The sequence below is a fragment of the Pseudomonas sp. SYWMCR5 genome (genome assembly GCF_057197165.1).
Window position 1 is genome coordinate 279,571 of record NZ_JBXUNH010000004.1, and the last position, 19,970, is coordinate 299,540.

A 19,970-nucleotide genomic window follows, 5' to 3' on the forward strand; every position below is an offset into this window, starting at 1 on the left:
GGCCCTGAACGCCGAATCCATTGATTTGCAATAAAAAAATATGAGGAGCACAAGATGCGCGTAATTCTGCTGGGAGCTCCCGGGGCCGGTAAAGGTACTCAGGCAAAGTTCATCACCGAGAAGTTCGGTATTTCACAGATCTCCACCGGCGACATGCTGCGTGCCGCTGTCAAGGCCGGCACCCCGCTGGGGCTGGAACTGAAGAAAGTCATGGACGCCGGCCAGCTGGTTTCCGACGATCTGATCATCAGCCTGGTGAAGGAGCGCATCGCTCAGCCAGACTGCGCCAAGGGCTGCCTGTTCGACGGTTTCCCACGCACCATCCCGCAGGCCGAAGCCATGGTCGCTGCCGGTGTCGACATTGATGCCGTGGTCGAAATCGCCGTGGACGACGAAGAGATCGTCGGTCGCATGGCCGGTCGCCGCGTGCACCTGGCCTCGGGCCGCACCTACCACATCCAGTACAACCCGCCGAAAGTGGCAGGCAAGGACGATGTCACCGGCGAAGACCTGATCCAGCGCGACGACGACAGGGAAGAAACCGTGCGTCACCGCCTGTCGGTCTACCACAGCCAGACCAAGCCGCTGGTGGACTTCTACCAGAAGCTGTCGGCCGCCAACGCCGGCAAGCCCAAGTACGCCCACATCGAAGGCGTCGGCTCGGTCGAGTCGATCACCGCCAAGGTGCTGGCAGCCCTGAGCTGATCGCCCTCTGCGTTTTACAACGGCCCGCTTGCGGGCCGTTGTCGTTTATACTGCCGCTCTTTTCCCTTTCGCCTGGATACACGTTCGATGACCACCCTGCTGGCCCTGGATACCGCCACCGAAGCCTGTTCCGTCGCCCTGCTGCATGACGGCAAGGTGACCAGCCATTACGAGGTGATCCCGCGCCAGCACGCGCAGAAGCTGCTGCCGATGATCAAGCAGTTGCTCGCCGACTCCGGTGTCGCCCTGAGCGCAGTGGATGCCATCGCCTTTGGCCGTGGGCCTGGGGCCTTCACCGGTGTGCGCATCGCCATCGGTGTGGTCCAGGGGCTGGCATTCGCCCTCGAACGGCCGGTGCTGCCGGTGTCGAACCTCGCCGCCCTGGCCCAGGGGGCGCTGCGCCAGCATGGTGTGCAGCAGGTGGCCGCGGCCATCGATGCACGCATGGATGAAGTGTACTGGGGCTGCTACCAGGCGCACGATGGCGAAATGCGCCTGCTCGACCAGGAGCGGGTGATCGCCCCTGAGCGGGTCGTACTGCCCGAGGGTGGCCAGTGGTTCGGTGCGGGCACCGGCTGGGGCTATGGCGAGCGTCTGGGCGTTCAGGTCGAGCGCTGCGATGCCCAGGCCCTGCCGCATGCCCTGGATATCCTCAGCCTGGCCGGTCATGCCTGGGCGCGGGGCGAGGCGGTCGTCGCCGAACAGGCGCAACCGGTCTATCTGCGCGATAATGTCGCCACGCCCAAGGCGCGCTGAGTGCAGTTCGTCGGCTATTGCCGTTCGAGATAAAACCTTTTGCGCGATCTGTGGTCCAGTTATCACACGCGCATTGGTGATGGACGCCTGATGCTGCTAGATTGCCATCATCGCTCCCGAGTGCACCCATCATGCGCATCGACGGTTTCTCCTCACAGTCCTACCCGGTCAAGCGCGCACCGCGCAAAGCATCGGTGCGCGACGAGAGCATCGACGATGCGCAGGTCATCGAGGACGTCGAAGACCACGAAGCCGAGCAGATCGCCCGCGCCAACCGCCGCAGCGCTGGCCTGCCAGCGCGCCAGCAGGACATGGTGTTCCCCCGCGCCCGCGACAGACGCACCGCCACCGCGTTGGCCAGCTACCTCAGCACCGCGGGTTTCACCGACTGGGAGATGGAAGTGCTGGGGTTGGACCTGTACATTTGATGGATGAATCCATCGCCTCTGCCTTATCACCTCGGTTGTCCGTCCTGGAGCGAGAACGCCTGGCGCGACTACCTCTATCCCGCCGACGCTCGCCCTGCTGAGTACCTTGGCCTGTACAGCCAGGTGTTCAATGCGGTCGAGGGCAACACCACCTTCTACGCCCGTCCTGCGTCTGCCACGGTGGAGCGCTGGGCCCAGGTCATGCCCCGGCAGTTTCGCTTCACTGCGAAGTTTCCCGGTGACGTCAGCCATGCTGGCGACCTGCGTGATCAGCTCGAATCCGCGCTGGACTTCACCCGCCTGCTGGCGCCGCTGGGCGAGCGAGTATCTCCCTACTGGCTGCAGCTACCGGCGCTGTTCGGCCCGGCGCGATTGGCGGAACTGAGCCACTTCCTCGACGAGATCGGTGTGCCGGTGGCCGTCGAGGTGCGCAACGATGCCTTCTTCGCCCGTGGCGATGAGGAGCGTCTGCTCAACCGGCTGTTGCATGAGCGCGGTGTGGAGCGAATCTGCCTGGATCCGCGGGCGCTGTTCAGTTGCACGTCGCGCGACCCAGCGGTGCTGCACGCGCAGGCCAAGAAGCCCAAGGTGCCACCGCGTCCGGCCGCCTTCAGCCAGCACCCGCAGGTGCGCTTCATCGGTCATCCGGAGTTGGCCGCCAACGAAAGTTTTCTCACACCCTGGGTGGACAAGATCGCTGGCTGGATCGAAGAGGGGCGTTGCCCGTACATTTTCCTGCATACCTCCGACAACCGCCTGGCTGCTGCGCTGGCCCAGCATTTTCACCAACGCCTCATGGTGCGGTTGCCGGGCCTGGCGGCCTTGCCGGAATTGCCGCGCGCACCTGAGGTCGAACAGCTGGGACTACTCTGACCCCCAGACCCTGCCGGAGACCTGATCATGGATGTGCAAACCCTGCGAGCCGAAGCCTTCAAGAAGTTGCACGAGCGTGATGGCGCCTTCGTCATTCCCAACCCGTGGGATGCCGGGTCCGCCAAGCTGCTGGCGGCGCTGGGCTTCGAAGCTCTGGCCACCACAAGCGCAGGATTGGCCTTCAGTCTGGGCCGACCTGACGCCGAGGGTGCACTGAGCCTCGACGATACCCTGGCCAATGCCCAGGCCATCGTCGATGCCACACCCCTGCCGGTGGCCGCAGACTTGGAGAACGGTTTCGGCGACCTGCCCGAAGACTGCGCGCAGACCATCCTGCGCGCGGCCGAGGCTGGGTTGGTGGGCGGCTCGATCGAGGACGCCACCGGTCGCAGCGACGCCCCCATCCACGATCTTGGCCTGGCCGTCGAGCGTGTCCGCGCCGCAGTTCAGGCGGCCCGCAGCCTGCCATTTCCTTTCACCCTGTGCGCCCGTGCGGAAAACCTCCTGCACGGGCGCCTGGACCTGGATGACACCATCAAACGCCTGCAGGCGTTCGCCGAGGCGGGCGCCGATGTGCTCTACGCCCCAGGCCTGCGCAGTGTCGACGAGATTCGTGCAGTGGTGCAGGCGGTGGCGCCCAAACCGGTCAATGTGCTGCTGGGCATGGCGGGTGTGCCGCTGTGCGTGAATCAGTTGCAGGACCTGGGCGTGCGCCGGATCAGCGTCGGCTCGTCGCTGGCGCGTGCGGCACTGGGCGCGTTCCAGCGTGCGGCGCTGGAGATTCGGGATCAGGGCACCTTCAGCTATGGCGAACAGGCGATGCCGTTCGCCCAGCTCAACGACCTGTTCCGACGCTGACCGGCCATGCGCTTGCTGGCGATGGTGCTGGGCGGGCTGATGGCCGCAGGTGCGCTTGCCTGGTATCTGGGCTGGCGTCCACCGGCGGCTTGGAATCCCTGGGCGGCGCTTGATGTGCGTCAGCCGCCGAACCTGCTGACGGCCTACAAGCTGTCACGTCTGCGTGACGACCCGGCTTTGTGTCGACAGGCACTGCAAACGTCTGCGCTGCGTTATCGAGAACAGGCCGACAGCCCGGAAACGGCGCGTTGCCCGTTACGCAATGTGTGGCGTATCGAAGGTGGCGAGGCGCGCCTGATCAGCAGCTTTCTCGCCAGTTGTCCGCTGGCGGTGGCCTATGCGCTGTTCGAGACCCACGGCTTGCAGCCTGCGGCGCAACGTGTGTTCGGTCAGTCGGTGGCACAGGTGGATCACCTGGGCAGCTTTGCCTGTCGCAATATCTATCATCGCGAGCAGGGGCGGCTCAGCCAGCACGCCACGGCCAATGCCCTGGACATCAGTGGCTTTCGCTTGAAGGATGGCCAGCGCATCGTACTGGCGCGAGACTGGCAGGCGGGGGGAGCGAAGGCGCAATTCCTGCGCGAAGTGCGCGATGCGGCCTGCGAGAGCTTCAGTACGGTGCTGGGGCCTGACTACAACGCTGCCCACGCGAATCACTTTCATCTGGACGCGGGGCTTTGGCAGGTCTGCCGCTGACTCAGGCGTGTACGCGCACGTTGTTCAGCACCACAGGGCGGGCCCAGTGGGTATCGAATTCCAGGTCGTTTTGCTGTTTGGCGAGGGTCGCGTCGTCGAAGGGTTCCGGAGCCGGTTCGAGCAGGTACTTCTCCAGTTCGGCGATCGGCAGGTGCAGCGGACGCGGCGAAGGCGCCGGGCCCGGCTCGGGCGAGGGATGGCCCTGGTTCATCACCAGCGGGCGCAGCCAGCTGCCATTGAGGTCGAGCTGGCGCTGCTGTTCGATCAGTTCGCTGGCGCTGAAGGGTTCGGGCGCCGGCTCCAGCAGGTTGGCTTCCAGTTCTGCCTTGGGCAGGAACAGCGGCTCGGGCGGACGCACCTCGGTATCCTGAACCGGCAGCGCGCGCTGAATCTCGATCAATGCCAGCGCCTTGGCGCCGCCCAGTGGCTCGCCGCTGTCCTTGTCGTACTGGCGGGTCAAGGCCTGGCTGAAGCTGTCCTGCTCTTCTGCGGACTGCTCGGCCATCGCGCGGGCGAAGAAGTCCTGCCACAGGTGGCTGACGCCGCCCAGTGCCTGGGTATTCTGGCGACCGTAGTTGCCGACTGGCGACAGGTAGGTCAAACCGATGGGAAGAGTATCTGACATGGCAGTCGCGCGCGTTGTGCTCTGGCAGAATAGCGGATAGAGCTTTTATCGGCCGTGGCCGGGGTTTCATTAATTTTTTCGAGTGCGGGTTCGGATGGCAGAGCAAGAGCAGGGCACAGGTATCAGGGTCGAGGCGCTGTCGGCGCCGTTCCAGGCGCAGGCGCAGGATTGGGCGCAGCGTCTGGGCCTGCCGCAGGAGGATGACTCGGCGCAGTTCGCCGTGCAGATCGGCGCTGATGGTCTGCAGATCCAGCAATTGGGGCCGCAGGCCCCCGGTCCGGTGCGGGTGGATTTCGTCGAAGGGCAGGCGGCGCATCGACGCCTGTTCGGCGGCGGCAATGGGCAGATGATCGCAAAGGCGGTCGGTATCGCCCAAGGCGTTCGGCCTCAGGTGCTGGATGCCACCGCGGGGTTGGGCAAGGATGCTTTCGTGCTGGCGAGCCTGGGCTGCCAGATGACCCTGATCGAACGCCAGCCGCTGATTGCTGCGTTGCTCGAGGATGGCCTGGCGCGTGGGCGCCTGGATGCTGAAGTGGCGCCGATCGTCGAGCGCATGCGCTTGCTGACGGGCAATGCCATCGAACGCATGCGCGATTGGCAGGGCGAGGCGCCGCAGGTGATCTACCTCGACCCGATGTTCCCGCACCGTGACAAGAGCGCACTGGTGAAGAAGGAAATGCGCGTGTTCCGCCCGCTGGTGGGCGACGATCTGGATGCTCCGGCATTGCTGGAGGCCGCGCTGGCGCTGGCCAGCCACCGGGTCGTGGTCAAGCGCCCACGCAAGGCACCGATCATCGACGGGCCAAAGCCGAGCCATAGCCTGGAGGGCAAGTCCAGTCGCTACGATATCTACCCGAAGAAGGCGTTGAAGGCTTAGGGTAAGCGGGCGCCGAATCGCCGCGAACACCGGCAAAGCCGGTGCCATGCATCGCGGTGTACTTTTCGCGGGCAAGCCCGCTCCTACAGGTGGCTGCTATACGCCCGCATGAACACCCCGACCACCTCGCGCACATGCTGCTCGGCTTCCTCTCCGGCCAGCGGCGGTGCGCAACCGAGCAACAGCCGGTAATCGGCGGCGCCCTTGATCAGGCAGAAGAAATGCTCGGCCGCGCGCAACGGATTCTCCATCCGCAGCAACCCGCGTGCATCGACGCAGCGCAGCAGCGCCTCCATTTCGGCCAGCACCCGCTTGGGCCCCACCTCGTAGAAGAACTGCCCAAGCCCCGGGTCCTGGCTCCCCAAAGCCATGATCAGGCGCGTCAGCTTGACCGACTCGTCGCTGCTGATCAGCGCCTGGAAGCCCCGGGCAATTTTGAGCAGCACGTCTTCGATCGGCACGCCCTCGGGCAGCTCGAAGATCAGGTCGGGCAGTTGCGTCTGGCAGGTGGCCATGACCGCCGAGCCGAACAGGGTCTGCTTGTCGTTGAAGTGGCTGTAGACCGTGAGTTTTGAAACACCTGCCGCCGCAGCGACCGCATCCATGCTGGTGTTGGCGTAGCCAAGGCTGAGGAACAGCGACTTGGCGGCTTCGAGGATGGCCTCGCGCTTGGCGAGATCCTTGGGCCGGCCAGGGCCTGTGGGTGCGTCGATGGGCATTGGAGTCCGTGTCTGTCTGATGAAGCGCTCATATTACCGAGTCGCGCGGCTCGCGGCTGCTACGCACGTCGCGGGATAAATACATTTTTTCTGTCTGGCACCCGCTTCCCGGCGTCGGTTCCCTGACTTAATATACCCGCCAGTATAATTATTCGATGCGTCCTCTGCGAAAGGTTATTCATCATGTTGCGTCGTGCGTCGCCCCTCGTCCTGCCCCTTGCCTGCGTCTTGCTGCTCACTGCCTGTGGCCAGGAGGCCGCGGCACCTGCGGCCCCGCGTCCGGCACTGGTGATCCAGCCCCAGCCCACCGGCGCTTCGGCCAACAGCTATCCGGGCGAAGTACGCGCCAGGTTCGAGCCGGAGCTGGCGTTTCGTATCGGCGGCAAGGTCAGCAAGCGCCTGGTCGAGGAAGGGCAGCGGGTCAAGGCCGACCAGCCACTGGCCGAGCTCGATCCGCAGGACGTGCGCCTGCAGTTGGAGGCCAACCGCGCGCAGATGGCCGCCGCCGAGGCGAACCTGTCGCTGGTGCGTGCCGAACGCGACCGTTACCAGAAGCTGCTTGACCGCCAGATGGTCAGCCATTCCCAGTTCGACAATGCCGAGAACCTCTACCGTGCGGGTCTTGCCCGCCTCAAGCAGGCCAAGGCGCAATTCGACGTGGCCGGCAACCAGGCGGAATACGCTGTGCTGCGGGCGCCGCAGAACGGTGTGATCGCCAAGCGCCAGGTCGAAGTGGGCCAGGTGGTTGCGGCTGGGCAGACAGTATTCACCCTGGCAGCCGATGGCGAACGTGAGGTGGCCATCGGCCTGCCCGAGCAACAGTTTGCCCGCTTCACGGTGGGGCAGGCGGTAACTGTCGAACTCTGGTCGCACCCCGAGCAGCGCTTCGAGGGGCGTATCCGCGAGCTGTCGCCGGCCGCGGATCCACGCTCGCGCACCTTCGCTGCGCGAATTGCCTTCACATCGACGCAAGCCCCGGCAGAGCTGGGCCAGAGCGCCAGGGTGTACATCGCCCATGCCGAACGCTCGCCGCTGTCGGTGCCGCTGTCGGCGGTGACTGCCGAGCAGGGCCAGGCCTATGTCTGGCGAGTGGGCAAGGACAATCGGCTGGAGCGTGCGCCTGTTCGTCTCGGCCCCTACGGTGCCGACAGCGTGCCGGTGCTCGAAGGGCTGGGCGTCAACGACTGGGTGGTCGCCGCAGGTGGCCACGTGCTGCGCGAAGGCCAGGAGGTACGGCCGGTCGATCGCAGCAACCGTGTGGTGAACCTGGCGAGCAAGGAGTAAGTCCCGATGGGGTTCAACCTTTCCGCCTGGGCGCTGCGCAATCGCCAGATCGTACTGTTCCTGATGATCCTGTTGGCGGCCATTGGCGCTATGTCCTACACCAAGCTGGGACAGAGTGAAGATCCACCCTTTACCTTCAAGGCCATGGTCGTGCGTACGTTGTGGCCTGGTGCCACCGCTGAAGAGGTGTCGCGACAGGTCACCGAGCGCATCGAAAAGAAGCTGATGGAGACCGGCGAGTACGACAAGATCGTCTCGTTCTCCCGTCCGGGGGAGTCCCAGGTCACGTTCATGGCTCGCGACTCGATGCATTCGGACGAAATTCCCGAGCTGTGGTACCAGATCCGCAAGAAGGTCGCGGATGTTCGTCACACCTTGCCGCCTGAGGTGCAGGGGCCGTTCTTCAACGATGAGTTCGGCACCACGTTCGGCAATATCTACGCCCTGAGCGGGGCAGGCTTCGACTATGCAGTGCTCAAGGATTATGCCGACCGCATCCAGATCCAGCTGCAGCGGGTCAAGGATGTGGGCAAGGTCGAGCTGATCGGCTTGCAGGACGAGAAGATCTGGATCGAGCTGTCCAACACCAAGCTGGCGACCCTGGGGGTGCCGCTGGCCGCGGTGCAGCAGGCGTTGCGCGAGCAGAATGCGGTGAGCACCGCAGGCTTCTTCGAAACGCCCAGCGAGCGCCTGCAACTGCGGGTCAGCGGGCGCTTCGACAGCGTCGAGCAGATTCGCCAGTTCCCTATCCGCGTGGGCGATCGTACCTTCCGCATCGGCGATGTTGCCGAGGTCCATCGCGGCTTCAACGACCCACCTGCGCCGCGCATGCGCTTCATGGGCGAGGATGCCATCGGCCTTGCTGTGTCGATGAAGGACGGCGGTGACATCCTGGTACTGGGCAAAGCGCTGGAAGCCGAGTTCGCCCGGCTCGCGCACGACCTGCCGGCGGGCATGGAGCTGCGCAAGGTGTCCGACCAGCCGGCAGCGGTCAAGGCCGGGGTCGGCGAGTTCATCCAGGTGCTGGTCGAGGCACTGGTCATCGTGTTGCTGGTGAGCTTCTTCTCGCTGGGGGTGCGCACGGGGCTGGTGGTGGCCCTGGCGATCCCGCTGGTGCTGGCCATGACCTTCGCTGCCATGCACTACTTCGGCATCGGCTTGCACAAGATTTCGCTGGGGGCGCTGGTACTGGCCCTGGGGCTGCTGGTGGACGATGCGATCATTGCCGTGGAGATGATGGCGATCAAGATGGAGCAGGGCTACGACCGGCTCAAGGCGGCAAGCTATGCCTGGTCGAGTACCGCCTTCCCGATGCTGACCGGAACGCTGATCACCGCCGCAGGCTTTCTGCCGATCGCCACGGCCGCGTCGAGCACCGGCGAATACACCCGTTCGATCTTCCAGGTGGTGACCATCGCGTTGCTGACCTCGTGGGTCGCGGCGGTATTGTTCGTCCCCTATCTGGGCGACCGCCTGCTGCCGGACCTGGCCAAGCGCCATGCGGCGCGTCACGGCAATGGCGAGCATACGCCCGACCCTTATGCCACGCCGTTCTACCAACGTGTGCGCAAGGTGGTGGAGTGGTGCGTGCGTCGTCGCAAGACGGTGATCGTGCTGACCATTGCCGCCTTCGTCGGCAGCATCGTGCTGTTCCGCTTCGTGCCCCAGCAGTTCTTCCCGGCATCGGCGCGGCCTGAGCTGATGATCGACCTGAAGCTGGCCGAAGGTGCTTCGCTGGCAAACACCGCCGAGCAGGTCAAGCGCCTGGAGGCGCTGCTCAAGCAGCAGGATGGTATCGAGAACTACGTGGCCTACGTCGGCACCGGTTCACCGCGTTATTACCTGCCGCTGGACCAGCAACTGCCGGCAGCGAGCTTCGCCCAGTTCGTGGTGCTGGCCAAGTCGCTCAAGGACCGCGAAGCCCTGCGCAGCTGGGCCATTACCACCCTTGACCAGGAATTCCCGCAATTGCGCTCGCGGGTCACGCGCCTTGAGAACGGCCCGCCCGTGGGTTACCCGGTGCAGTTCCGGGTCACCGGCGAACACATCGAGAAAGTGCGCGCCCTGGCCCGAGAGGTGGCGGTCAAGGTGCGCGAGAACCCGCACGTGGTCAACGTGCACCTGGACTGGGAGGAACCGAGCAAGGCGGTGTTCCTGGCAATCGACCAGGACCGCGCCCGCGCGCTCGGCGTGAGTACCGCGCAGCTGTCGAGCTTCCTGCAAAGCTCGTTGACGGGCACCACGGTCAGCCAGTACCGCGAGGACAACGAACTGATCGAAATTCTCTTGCGCGGCACTCGCGAGGAGCGCAGCGACATTGGGGGCCTGGGCAGTCTGGCGCTGCCGACCGACAACGGCCAGAGCGTGGCGTTGTCACAGGTGGCGACGCTGGAGTACGGTTTCGAGGAGGGTGTCATCTGGCACCGCAATCGCCTGCCGACGGTGACCGTGCGTGCCGACATCTACGATAAGGAACAGCCGGACAGCCTGGTCAGGCAGATCCTGCCGACCCTGCAGCAGGTGCGCGAGCAATTGCCCGACGGTTACCTGCTTGAGGTCGGCGGCACGGTGGAGGATGCCCAGCGCGGCCAGCGCTCGGTGAACGCCGGCATGCCGTTGTTCATCGTGGTGGTGCTGAGCCTGCTGATGATCCAGCTGCGCAGTTTCTCGCGCACGGTGATGGTGTTCCTCACCGCACCGTTGGGGCTGATTGGTGTGACCTTGTTCCTGCTGGTGTTCCGCCAGCCGTTCGGCTTCGTGGCGATGCTCGGCACCATCGCGCTGGCAGGGATGATCATGCGTAACTCGGTGATCCTGGTGGACCAGATCGAGCAGGACATCGCCGCTGGGCTGGACCGCTGGCAGGCGATCATCGAGGCTACGGTGCGGCGCTTCCGGCCCATCGTGCTGACGGCATTGGCCGCGGTGCTGGCGATGATTCCACTGTCGCGCAGCGTGTTCTACGGGCCGATGGCAGTGGCTATCATGGGGGGCTTGATCGTGGCGACGGCCTTGACGCTGCTGTTCCTGCCGGCGCTGTATGCGGCCTGGTTCAGGGTGAAGAAGAGCGCCTGAGGTCGACCGTCAGACCGCCGCGATTTCCTCGGCGGTCAGGGCCCTGAACGCGCCTGGCGTCAGGGCCGGATCCAGGCTGATGGGCCCCATGCTTTCGCGGTGCAGGCCGATCACCTTGTTGTCGAAGTGGCCGAACATGCGCTTGACCTGGTGATAGCGGCCTTCGACGATCGCCAGTCGCGCGCTGCGCGGGCCAAGAATGTCGAGTTGGGCGGGCAGGGTGGTGAGGTCTTCGAAGGCGAAGTAGAAGCCTTCGCGGAACTTTTCGATGTAGTGCGCGCCGATTTCGTCCTCGGTCTCGACCTGATAGACCTTCGCCTGCTTGGTGCGCGGTTGGGTCAGGCGGCGTGACCATTGGCCGTCATTGGTCAGGATCATCAGCCCGGTGGTGTTGTAGTCCAGGCGCCCGGCGATGTGCAGGTCGTCACGCAGGTCGGCCGGCAGCAGGTCGAGTACGGTGGGGTGCTGCGGGTCGCGGGTGGCGCTGACGCACCCCGCGGGCTTGTACAACATCAGGTAGCGTGCCGGGCGCCCGGCCTGCAACAACTGCTCATCGACCTCGACCCGGCTGAATTCACGCACCTCGTGTCGCGGATCTATCACCGGCTGTGCGTCGACCCGCACACGGCGCTGCACCAGCAGCAAGCGCACCTGCTGGCGGTTGTACTGGGGGAAGTTGGCGAGAAATCGATCGAGGCGCATCGTAGCAATCTTAAAGAGGCTGCCGCTGGTCGGCTGCCTTGAGCTGTTCGTCGACTGCTGCGCAGCGAGGGCACAGGCAGGCCTTGTTGCGCAGTTCGTCGGGAAGCGCTTCGAGCACAGCGGCATCGATGCTGACGCTGAAACACCAGCAGGCCTGGGTGGCACTGCGCGGGTCGGCCAGGGCGCACTGGTTGGCGGCGCCGCAGGCGGGGCAGCGCTGGCTGTCGTTCATGGTGGCTTCCGGGTTCGCGATATGTCTGCACCGAGGCGCGCAGTATATCCGTTGGAGGCTTTTGTCGCGCCTCTGTCTATTTGTATTTCCGGATCGTTCTGTCTGTTTCAATTTGTTGCGCAAATGGCACCGGACCTTGGGCGCACTGTCTTACTCAGTGTCGATCAACGTGTTGCGATCGACGCCCGCCAGCGCCGCTGTGCCGGGCAATCCAGCGGTCCAGGAGGCCGCCATGTACCCGCGAATCCTGTTGGTCGTTCTGCTTGGCCTGATGACCAGTGCCTGTGCCCCTTACTACGGGGGCGGGGGCTATTACCGCAGCGAGTACTACACCGCTGACCGCTACGCCTACCCGGGTTACTACTACCGTCAGGACCGTTACTACGTCGCGCCGCAGCCTCGGTATTACTACCAGACGGCACCGCGTTACTACCGTCCGGCGCCGGCACCTTACTACCGGCCCTACACGCCACCGGTGGTGAACCAGTGGCATGGCAATCCGCGTCATGACTACGGCAACCGCCAGCGCTACGACTACGGGCGTGACCGCGATCGCCAGGACTACCGTGGCGGCGTGCGGGATGATCGCTGGCATTCCAATGGGCAAGGCGATCGGGGGCGTGGGCATCGCAACTGGCAGCGATAGGGTCAGCCCAGATCCGCCAGCGGGTGTCGCCCCTCCCAGACTTTGACGAAGTGCGCTTCGACCACCGCTGCTGGCACCTTGCCGATATCCGGCCAGTGCCAGTGCGGTTGGTTGTCTTTGTCGAGCAAGCGAGCGCGCACCCCTTCGCTGAATTCCGGATGCCGACAGCAGTTCAGGCTCATGGCGTATTCCATCTGGAACACCTGGGCCAGCGACAGGTGACGGGCGCGGTGAAGCTGTTCCCAGACCAGATGACCGGTAAGCGGGCAGCCTTCATGCAAGCGCTCGCCCGCCTTGGCCAGCAGTGGATCGGTGTGGTGTCTCAAGCCGCACACGGCCCGCCAGGCGGCTACCGGGTCAGCGACATCGAGCAATGCGTCGATCACGGCGCGGCGAGGCAGCCACTGCGCTTCGGGAAGCTCGGCCCAGGCGCGATGCTGCTCGGCCTTGAGCAGGCTGTTCAGTTGCAAGGCGGTCTGTTCCTGCCAGTTCAGTTGCAGCAGTTCTTTGATCAGCGAAGCCTGCTGCTGCTCGCCGAGGAAACGGTCGGCCAGCCCCAGATCAAGGGCGTCACGGGCATTGATCGGCGCGCCGGTCAGCCCCAGGAACAGCCCAAGCTTGCCCGGCAGGCGGCTGAGGAACCAACTGGCGCCGACATCCGGATACAGGCCAATGCTCACTTCCGGCATCGCCAGTCGGCTGCTGGGGGTGACGATACGCACATTGGCGCCCTGCAGCAGGCCCATGCCGCCGCCCAGCACATGACCGCGGCCCCAGCACAATAGCGGCTTGGGGTAGGTGTGCAGCAGATAGTCGAGGCGATATTCGGCGGCGAAGAAGGTTGCTGCCAGCGGTGGCACGCTGCCGGGATGCTCGCGACAGGCCTGCACCAGCGCGCGCACATCGCCGCCTGCGCAGAAGGCCTTTTCGCCGTTGCCGCGCAGCAGCACGCAGACGACGCCCGGATCGCGCGCCCATTCGCGCAGGTGCGAATCGAGCATCTCGATCATCGGCAGGGTCAGGGCGTTCAGGGTCTTGGCGGCATCCAGGGTGGCGATGCCGATACGGGCGCCATCGGCGCCGGTGAGTACCTCGCAATGAATGGACATGGACAACCTCGCGCAAGTCGTCGCACAAGTATGGCTTGCCTGACCGATCGTGCCTGTCACCGGTCGGAGCGATTGACAAGCGGGGGCGGCTTTCCTAGTGTCGCGCCCACTCTGATTCAGGATTGCTCCATGACCGACGACGATCGCATCAAGCTCGAACCCAGCTGGAAGGCCGCGCTGCGCGCCGAGTTCGACCAGCCCTACATGCACCAGCTGCGCGAGTTCCTGCGCCAGGAGCATGCCGCCGGCAAGGAGATCTATCCACCTGGGCCGCTGATCTTCAATGCCCTCAACACCACGCCGCTGGACAAGGTGAAGGTGGTGATCCTCGGCCAGGACCCTTACCACGGCCCGGGCCAGGCCCATGGCCTGTGCTTCTCGGTGCAGCCGGGGGTGCCGACGCCGCCTTCGCTGGTGAACATCTACAAGGAGCTGCAGCGCGACCTGAACCTGCCGATCCCCAATCATGGCTACCTGCAGAGCTGGGCCGAGCAGGGGGTGTTGCTGCTCAATACCACCATGACCGTCGAGCGCGCCAATGCCGCGTCGCATGCCAAGAAGGGCTGGGAGTTCTTCACCGACCGCATCATCCAGCTGGTCAGCGAGCAGTGCGAGAACGTGGTGTTCCTGCTGTGGGGATCGCATGCGCAGAGCAAGCAGAAGCTGATCGACGGGACCAAGCATCTGGTGCTCAAGTCGGTGCATCCGTCGCCTTTGTCGGCGTATCGCGGGTTTTTGGGCTGCGGGCATTTCAGCCGGACCAACAGCTTCCTGCAGCAGCGCGGATTGGAGCCCATCAATTGGGCGGTGCCGCCTTTGTAAGGGCTTGCGGTCGGGTTGGCCTCTTCGCGGGCAAGCCCGCTCTCAGCCAGTGGGGGCGGCGGTTCGGCGCTCCGACTTGCCCGCGAAGAGGTCGACCGGTCAATCGTCCTGGCGTATCCAATACCTGAACATCGGTTCTGCCAGGAACAGCACGAACAGCAAGCGCATCACCTGCAGCGCCGTCACCAACGGCACCGACAGTTGCAGGGTCTCCGCCGTCAGGCTCATCTCGGCGATCCCGCCCGGCATCATCCCCAATGTCAGCGAACGCAGGTCCAGGTGGCTGAACAGGCTCAGCCCCCAGGCCGCGCCGCCTGCGATCAGCATGCACAGGGCCGTCGCCACCAGGGTGCGCCCCAGGAAGGCCGGCGCACGGCGGAAGAACGCGCGGTTGAAGTGGCAGGCCAGGCCGCTGCCGATCAGCCACTGGCCGATCTGGCTGGCGCCGTTGGGCAGGCCGATCTGCAGGTTGTTGGCCAGGCTGATGCTGGCAGCCACCAGCAGTGGCCCGAACAACCAGGGATTGGGCTGGCGCAGGCGCTGCCAGAGCAGCGCCACGCCAATGCTCAGCGGCGCAATCAGCGCCAGCCAACCCCAACTGACGCTGCCGGCATGGTTCAGCGCCACGCCATCGCCCAGCAGCAGCTTGAACAGCGCCGGTACGCACAGCACCACCGCCAGTACGCGCAGGCTCTGCGCCGCCGCCACTTGGCTGAGCACCGCACCATTGCGCGCGCCCAGGTTGACCATCTCGCCCGAGCCGCCGGGCATGCTGGCAAAGAATGCCGTGGCACGGTCCTCGCCGGACCGGCGCAGCAGCCACACGCCGACGCCGCTGGAGACCGTGGTCAGCAGTGCGCCGAAGAAGATCAAGCCGAAATGGCTGGCAACCTGTTCGATCACTTCCGGGGTGAAGTGCAGGCCGATACCGATACCGATCACCCACTGCCCGCATTTGCGGCCGTTGGGGATTTCCGACAGCTGCCAGGGGGTGAGGCAGCGCACCGCGATGATCGCCAGCAGCGAGCCGACCATCCACGGCAAAGGCCAGCCGACCTTGCTGGCGATGAAACCGCCAGCAAGTCCGACCAGCCCGGTGGCCCAGAACAGCGGCAACGACCGATCAGGCATCGGCCATGGCCCGGCGCTGCAGGCTGCGGCGGCGCCAGATGCGCAGCAGCGGCAGGGCCAGCATGCAGACCACCAGTGCCCATACGCTCATGCTGATCGGGCTGGACCAGAGGATGCCCAGCTCGCCGTTGGAGATCGACAGCGCACGGCGCAGGTTCTGCTCCATCAGCCCCCCGAGGATGAAGCCCAGCAGGATCGGCGACAGCGGGAAGTCCAGCTTGCGCAGGATATAGCCCATGATGCCGATGCCGACCATCAGGAACAGGTCGAAGGTGGTGGCGTGCACGGCGTAGACGCCGATCGCGGTGATGATCGCGATCACCGGCACCAGCGCCCAGTTCGGTACGGCAAGGATGCGGGTGAAGATGCGGATCATCGGGATGTTCAGGATCACCAGCATGATGTTGGCGATGAACAGCGAGGCGATCAGGCCCCACACGATGTCAGGCTGCTGTTCGAACAGCAGTGGGCCGGGGGTGATGTTGTACAGGGTCAGTGCACCGATCATCACGGCGGTGGTGCCCGAACCTGGCACGCCCAGGGTCAGCATCGGCACCAGGGCGCCGCAGCAGGATGCACCGATGGCGGTTTCCGGGGCGGCGAGGCCACGGGCGTCGCCCTTGCCGAATTTGCCGCTGGCACCGGCGATACGCTTCTCGGTCATGTACGCCACGGCGCTGGCCAGGGTGGCACCGGCACCGGGCAGCACGCCCATGAAGAAGCCGAGCAGGCCGCAGCGAATGTTGACGACGAAGACCGAGGCGGCTTCCTTGAGGTTGAACAGCATGCGCCCGGTGGCCTTGACCGCCTGGTGGCCATGGTGGGTCTTCTCCAGCAGCAGGAGAATCTCGCTGATGGAGAACAGGCCCAGTACCAGCACCACGAACTGGATACCGTCGGCCAGGTGAACGCTGTCACCGGTGAAGCGGTACACGCCGCTGTTGGCGTCGATGCCCACGGCCGACAGGAACAGGCCGATCAGCGCGGCGATGAAGGTCTTCAGTGGCTTGTCGCCGGCCATGCCGCCGAGGGCGACGATGGCGAACACCATCAACACGAAGTATTCCGCCGGTCCGAAGGCGATCGCCCATTTCGCCAGCAGCGGCGCGAACAGCACCATGCCGCAGGTGGCGATGAGGGCGCCGATGAACGAGCTCCAGGCCGACAGCGACAGGGCGACACCGGCCAGGCCCTGGCGGGCCATGGGGTAGCCATCGAGAGTGGTCATCACGGTCGAGGCTTCGCCCGGGATGTTCAGCAGGATCGAACTGATCCGGCCGCCGTATTCGCAGCCCAGATACACCGCGGCCAGCAGGATCAGCGCCGACTCCGGCGGCAGACCGAGGGCAAAGGCGATGGGGATCAGCAGCGCCACGCCGTTGATCGGGCCCAGACCTGGCAACAGGCCGACCACGGTGCCGATCAGGGTGCCGCTCAGTGCGGTGACCAGGTTGTAGGGGCTCAGGGCGACGCCGAAGCCCTGGCCGAGGTAGCTCAAGGTATCCATGTGTCAGTTCTCCAGTACGTCGAGCAGGCCGAGGGGCAGGGGGACATCCATCACCCGGTCGAACAGCCAGTAGAGGAAGATGCTCATGCCCACCACCACGATCGCGCTGTGCAGCCAGCGGCCGCCATACAGGCGGGCCATGGGCAGGCCGGCGAGGACGGCGCTGAGGATGAAGCCCAGCGACTCGAAGGTGGCGGCGAAGACGATCAGCAGGCCGACGCAGGCGGCGATCTTGGTGAGGGTCTCGCGGTCCAGGGGGACTTCGTCGTCCTTGTGCACGATGGGCGTCGGACGAATTGCCAGATACAAGAGGCCCAGGCTCATCAGGCCGAGCATCAGCAGCGGGTAGGCACGCGGGCCCACCGGCTCATAGGAAAACGCCGCCTGGTAAGGCCAGGCCATAACGGCCAGGGCGGCGCAGACCGCCAGCAGCACCAGGGCGAAGATGCGTTGCAGGATCATGAAGGAATCCTCGATAGAAGCGGCTTTCATGCTTCCTTCGTGGGGGCGGGAAAGCCCGCTCCCACAAGGGCCGAGATTACTGGATCAGGCCGAATTCCTTGGCCAGGGTCTTGTAGTCGGCGACCTGCTTCTTCACATAGCCATCGAGCTCTTCACCGGTCATGGCGAACGGGAACAGCTCGCGCTGGTCACGCAGCTTGGCGAAGTCTTCCGAGGCCAGCAGCTTGTCGAACGACGCTTTCCACCAGGCGTACTCTTCGTCGCTCACCTTCGGGCCGAGGTAGAAGCCGCGCACCACCGGCCAGACGATGTCGTAGCCCTGCTCCTTGGCGGTCGGGATGTTCTTCATCTCAGGCTCGTCCAGGCGATTTTCCGAGAACACCGCGAGGATGCGCATGCTGCCGCTCTGGATGTGTGGCATGGAGTCGGAAATGTCGGTCGAACCCACCTGGATATGGCCGCCGAGCAGCGCGGTGGCGATTTCGCCGCCGCCTTCCAGGGCCACGTAGCGCAGGTCGCGCGGGTTGATGCCGGCAGCCTTGGCGATCAGCGCGGTCTGCATCCAGTCCTGGCTACCGACGGTGCCGCCGGAACCGATCACCACCTTGCTCGGGTCTTTCTTCAGTGCGGCAACCAGGTCATCGAGGGTCTTGTAGGGCGAGTCGCTTTTCACTGCGATGGCGCCATAGCTGGTGCCGACGGCGGCCAGCCATTTCACCGCGTTCTCGTCGAAGCGGCCGAACTTGCCCTGGGCCAGGTTCAGCAGCGAGCCGCTGGACCAGGCCACCAGCGTACCGCCATCGGCCGGACGCTGGGCTACCACGGCGTTGTAGGCCACCGCGCCGACACCGCCTGGCATGTAGGTGACGCGCATGGGTTTGCTGAGGATCTTCTCCTCGACCAGTGCGCTCTGCACCAGTTTGCAGGTCAGGTCAAAACCACCGCCGGGCGAGGCCGGGGCGATGCATTCGGGGCGTTTCGGTTCGGCGGCCAGGGCGTTGCCGGCCAGCAGCAGGCAGCCGGTGGCCAGGACGAGTCGGCGCAGTGAAAGGTTCATCGTCTATCTCCGTGAGCGTTGTTGTTATGGGTTACCACAGGGCCACGCTGTAGCTGACCAGCAGGCGTACTTCATCGGCATCGCGGGCGAAGTTGGAGCGGAAGGTAGCGTTGCGCAGGCGCACCGCGACGTTCTTCAGCGGACCGCTCTGCACCACATACTTGAACTCGGTGTTGCGTTCCCATTCCTTGCCCTCGCTGCCATCGGCGCGGCTGACGTTGTCGCCGTTGATGTAGCGGGTCATGAAGGTCAGGCCAGGAATGCCCAGGGAAGCGAAGTTGTAGTCGTAGCGTACTTGCCAGGAGCGTTCGTCGGCGCCGGCGAAGTCGTTGATCTGGACGAAGTTGACCAGGTACGGGTCGGCGCCGTCGACATAGGGGAAGGCGCTGTCGCCGGACAGGTGCTGGTAGGCGGCGCTGAACTTGTGGCCGCTGAGCGCGTAGCTGAGCATGCCGTTGAGCGTGGTGTTGTCGATCTTGCCGGCCAGGGCCTTGCCCTGTTCGTCACTCTTCGAGAGGCGCAGGTCGGCGCCGAAGGTGCCCGGCCCCCAGGGCTGTGTGGCGACCATGCCGACGAAGTGCTGGCGGTAGATGTCGTCGAGCTGGGCGAAGTGGTAGCTGCCGGTGATGCGGTCGGTGAACTTGTAGTCCAGGCCACCCAGGTCGAAGTGGTCGGCGCGGAACGTACCACCGAAGCGGCCGTTCTTGTTGTTCAGCGCCAGGTCTTCCCAGTTGGTGTCGTCGCGGTCCTTTGCCTTTTCAAGGCGCCCGCCAGTGAAGGTCAGGTTCTTGATCTCGCGGGAGGTGAGCAGGCCGCCTTCGAAGGTCTGCGGCAGGATGCGCCCATCGTTGGGCTGCAGCGTCGGCAGTTCCGGGATCAGGGTGCCGACTTTCAACTCGGTCTGGGAGATCTTGACCTTGCCGGTCAGGCCGAGCTTGGAGTACTCGTTGGCCGCCTTGCCGTCGTCATGGGTCGGCAGCAGGCCGGTGCCTGTGCGGTCCTTGCTGGAGTCGAGCTTGATGCCGAGCATGCCCAGGGCGTCGAGGCCGAAGCCCACGGTGCCGTCGGTATAGCCGGATTCGAAATTGAGCATGAAGCCCTGGGCCCATTCGTCGCGTTTGGATTGTTGCGCGCTGGTGCCATCGCGGAAGTCGCGATTGAAGTACATGTTTCGGGTTTCGAAGGTGGCCGTACTGTCTTCGAAGAAGGCGGCCTGGCTCATCGGAGCAATGCCGGCAAGGGCAATGGCGCTGGCGAGCGTGGAAGGGCGGGCGGAAAGGGACCGGCTGGGCTGCATTGACAGCATCGTCGTCTGACTCCGTTTTATTGTTCTTATTCGTTGCACCTTGCTGGTGCTTTTTTCGGCGCGTGGAGCGACCGTGGTGCGATGCTAGGTGGCGAACCTT

The 19,970-nt window shown here is 64.9% G+C and carries 21 protein-coding genes; 11 read left to right on the forward strand and 10 right to left on the reverse strand.

Features of this window, described 5'->3' with window-relative positions; genetic code table 11:
• The first annotated feature begins 54 nt into the window (after positions 1-54).
• The 6 genes from adk to AC2CGW_RS13925 all read left to right on the forward strand — a co-directional run bounded on the left by adk (position 55) and on the right by AC2CGW_RS13925 (position 4,316).
• A complete protein-coding gene (gene adk / locus AC2CGW_RS13900) occupies positions 55-705 on the forward strand; it encodes an adenylate kinase (RefSeq protein WP_484574178.1) in 651 nt (216 codons plus the stop codon).
• An 87-nt stretch (positions 706-792) separates the two neighbouring features.
• A complete protein-coding gene (gene tsaB, locus AC2CGW_RS13905; protein WP_186710648.1) occupies positions 793-1,461 on the forward strand; it encodes a tRNA (adenosine(37)-N6)-threonylcarbamoyltransferase complex dimerization subunit type 1 TsaB in 669 nt (222 codons plus the stop codon).
• A gap of 131 nt (positions 1,462-1,592) precedes the next feature.
• Positions 1,593-1,889 (forward strand): hypothetical protein, encoded by a 297-nt coding sequence (locus AC2CGW_RS13910; protein ID WP_186668644.1) that lies wholly within the window; start codon positions 1,593-1,595, stop codon positions 1,887-1,889.
• Between the two features lie 3 nt (positions 1,890-1,892).
• On the forward strand, positions 1,893-2,762 hold the full coding sequence (locus tag AC2CGW_RS13915) for a DUF72 domain-containing protein (protein ID WP_288374451.1): 870 nt from the start codon (positions 1,893-1,895) through the stop codon (positions 2,760-2,762).
• Between the two features lie 27 nt (positions 2,763-2,789).
• Positions 2,790-3,620, forward strand: coding sequence for an isocitrate lyase/PEP mutase family protein (locus AC2CGW_RS13920; RefSeq protein ID WP_186668640.1), 831 nt, complete (start codon positions 2,790-2,792; stop codon positions 3,618-3,620).
• Positions 3,621-3,626: 6 nt separating this feature from the next.
• Positions 3,627-4,316 carry an extensin-like domain-containing protein gene (locus AC2CGW_RS13925; protein WP_288374454.1) on the forward strand — a complete coding sequence of 230 codons (690 nt, stop codon included), beginning with the start codon at positions 3,627-3,629 and terminating at the stop codon, positions 4,314-4,316.
• A 1-nt stretch (position 4,317) separates the two neighbouring features.
• Here AC2CGW_RS13925 and AC2CGW_RS13930 read toward each other — a convergent pair whose 3' ends face one another.
• Positions 4,318-4,941, reverse strand: coding sequence for an energy transducer TonB (locus AC2CGW_RS13930; RefSeq protein ID WP_186668636.1), 624 nt, complete (start codon positions 4,939-4,941; stop codon positions 4,318-4,320).
• Positions 4,942-5,035: 94 nt separating this feature from the next.
• Here AC2CGW_RS13930 and AC2CGW_RS13935 point away from each other — a divergent pair, with 94 nt between their 5' ends.
• Positions 5,036-5,818 carry a class I SAM-dependent methyltransferase gene (locus AC2CGW_RS13935; RefSeq protein WP_186710653.1) on the forward strand — a complete coding sequence of 261 codons (783 nt, stop codon included), beginning with the start codon at positions 5,036-5,038 and terminating at the stop codon, positions 5,816-5,818.
• Between the two features lie 83 nt (positions 5,819-5,901).
• Here the strand turns inward: AC2CGW_RS13935 and AC2CGW_RS13940 are convergent, their stop codons facing one another.
• Positions 5,902-6,537: a TetR/AcrR family transcriptional regulator gene (locus tag AC2CGW_RS13940; RefSeq protein ID WP_186668632.1), complete on the reverse strand. Its 636-nt coding sequence runs from the start codon at positions 6,535-6,537 to the stop codon at positions 5,902-5,904.
• A 183-nt stretch (positions 6,538-6,720) separates the two neighbouring features.
• Between AC2CGW_RS13940 and AC2CGW_RS13945 the strand changes: the two genes are divergently transcribed.
• Positions 6,721-7,821 (forward strand): efflux RND transporter periplasmic adaptor subunit, encoded by a 1,101-nt coding sequence (locus tag AC2CGW_RS13945; RefSeq protein ID WP_186668630.1) that lies wholly within the window; start codon positions 6,721-6,723, stop codon positions 7,819-7,821.
• A 6-nt stretch (positions 7,822-7,827) separates the two neighbouring features.
• Complete coding sequence (locus AC2CGW_RS13950) at positions 7,828-10,896, forward strand: efflux RND transporter permease subunit (protein WP_484574179.1); 3,069 nt, start codon at positions 7,828-7,830, stop codon at positions 10,894-10,896.
• Between the two features lie 9 nt (positions 10,897-10,905).
• Here AC2CGW_RS13950 and AC2CGW_RS13955 read toward each other — a convergent pair whose 3' ends face one another.
• Both AC2CGW_RS13955 and AC2CGW_RS13960 read right to left on the reverse strand, forming a co-directional pair.
• Entirely contained in the window at positions 10,906-11,598 is a 693-nt protein-coding gene (locus AC2CGW_RS13955; RefSeq protein WP_186710656.1) for a pseudouridine synthase, read from the reverse strand.
• 10 nt (positions 11,599-11,608) lie between these two features.
• Positions 11,609-11,830: a cysteine-rich CWC family protein gene (locus AC2CGW_RS13960; protein ID WP_065863133.1), complete on the reverse strand. Its 222-nt coding sequence runs from the start codon at positions 11,828-11,830 to the stop codon at positions 11,609-11,611.
• Positions 11,831-12,062: 232 nt separating this feature from the next.
• Between AC2CGW_RS13960 and AC2CGW_RS13965 the strand changes: the two genes are divergently transcribed.
• On the forward strand, positions 12,063-12,476 hold the full coding sequence (locus AC2CGW_RS13965) for a hypothetical protein (RefSeq protein ID WP_484574180.1): 414 nt from the start codon (positions 12,063-12,065) through the stop codon (positions 12,474-12,476).
• A 2-nt stretch (positions 12,477-12,478) separates the two neighbouring features.
• On the opposite strand, the gene AC2CGW_RS13970 is transcribed toward AC2CGW_RS13965, so the two are convergent.
• Entirely contained in the window at positions 12,479-13,585 is a 1,107-nt protein-coding gene (locus tag AC2CGW_RS13970) for an enoyl-CoA hydratase/isomerase family protein (RefSeq protein ID WP_484574181.1), read from the reverse strand.
• Positions 13,586-13,714: 129 nt separating this feature from the next.
• On the opposite strand from AC2CGW_RS13970, the gene ung reads away from it, so the two are divergent.
• On the forward strand, positions 13,715-14,407 hold the full coding sequence (gene ung / locus AC2CGW_RS13975) for a uracil-DNA glycosylase (RefSeq protein WP_186668619.1): 693 nt from the start codon (positions 13,715-13,717) through the stop codon (positions 14,405-14,407).
• 99 nt (positions 14,408-14,506) lie between these two features.
• On the opposite strand, the gene AC2CGW_RS13980 is transcribed toward ung, so the two are convergent.
• From AC2CGW_RS13980 to AC2CGW_RS14000, 5 genes are all read right to left on the reverse strand, one after another.
• Positions 14,507-15,538, reverse strand: coding sequence for an AbrB family transcriptional regulator (locus AC2CGW_RS13980; RefSeq protein WP_186668617.1), 1,032 nt, complete (start codon positions 15,536-15,538; stop codon positions 14,507-14,509).
• On the reverse strand, positions 15,531-17,045 hold the full coding sequence (locus AC2CGW_RS13985; protein ID WP_186668616.1) for a tripartite tricarboxylate transporter permease: 1,515 nt from the start codon (positions 17,043-17,045) through the stop codon (positions 15,531-15,533). Before AC2CGW_RS13985 ends, AC2CGW_RS13980 begins: the two co-directional genes overlap by 8 nt.
• Positions 17,046-17,048: 3 nt before the next feature.
• Positions 17,049-17,507: a tripartite tricarboxylate transporter TctB family protein gene (locus AC2CGW_RS13990; RefSeq protein ID WP_186668800.1), complete on the reverse strand. Its 459-nt coding sequence runs from the start codon at positions 17,505-17,507 to the stop codon at positions 17,049-17,051.
• Positions 17,508-17,583: 76 nt separating this feature from the next.
• Positions 17,584-18,564, reverse strand: coding sequence for a Bug family tripartite tricarboxylate transporter substrate binding protein (locus tag AC2CGW_RS13995; protein ID WP_125930594.1), 981 nt, complete (start codon positions 18,562-18,564; stop codon positions 17,584-17,586).
• A 31-nt stretch (positions 18,565-18,595) separates the two neighbouring features.
• Positions 18,596-19,870, reverse strand: a complete 1,275-nt coding sequence (locus AC2CGW_RS14000; protein WP_484574182.1) for an OprD family porin — start codon at positions 19,868-19,870, stop codon at positions 18,596-18,598.
• Positions 19,871-19,970 lie beyond the last annotated feature (100 nt).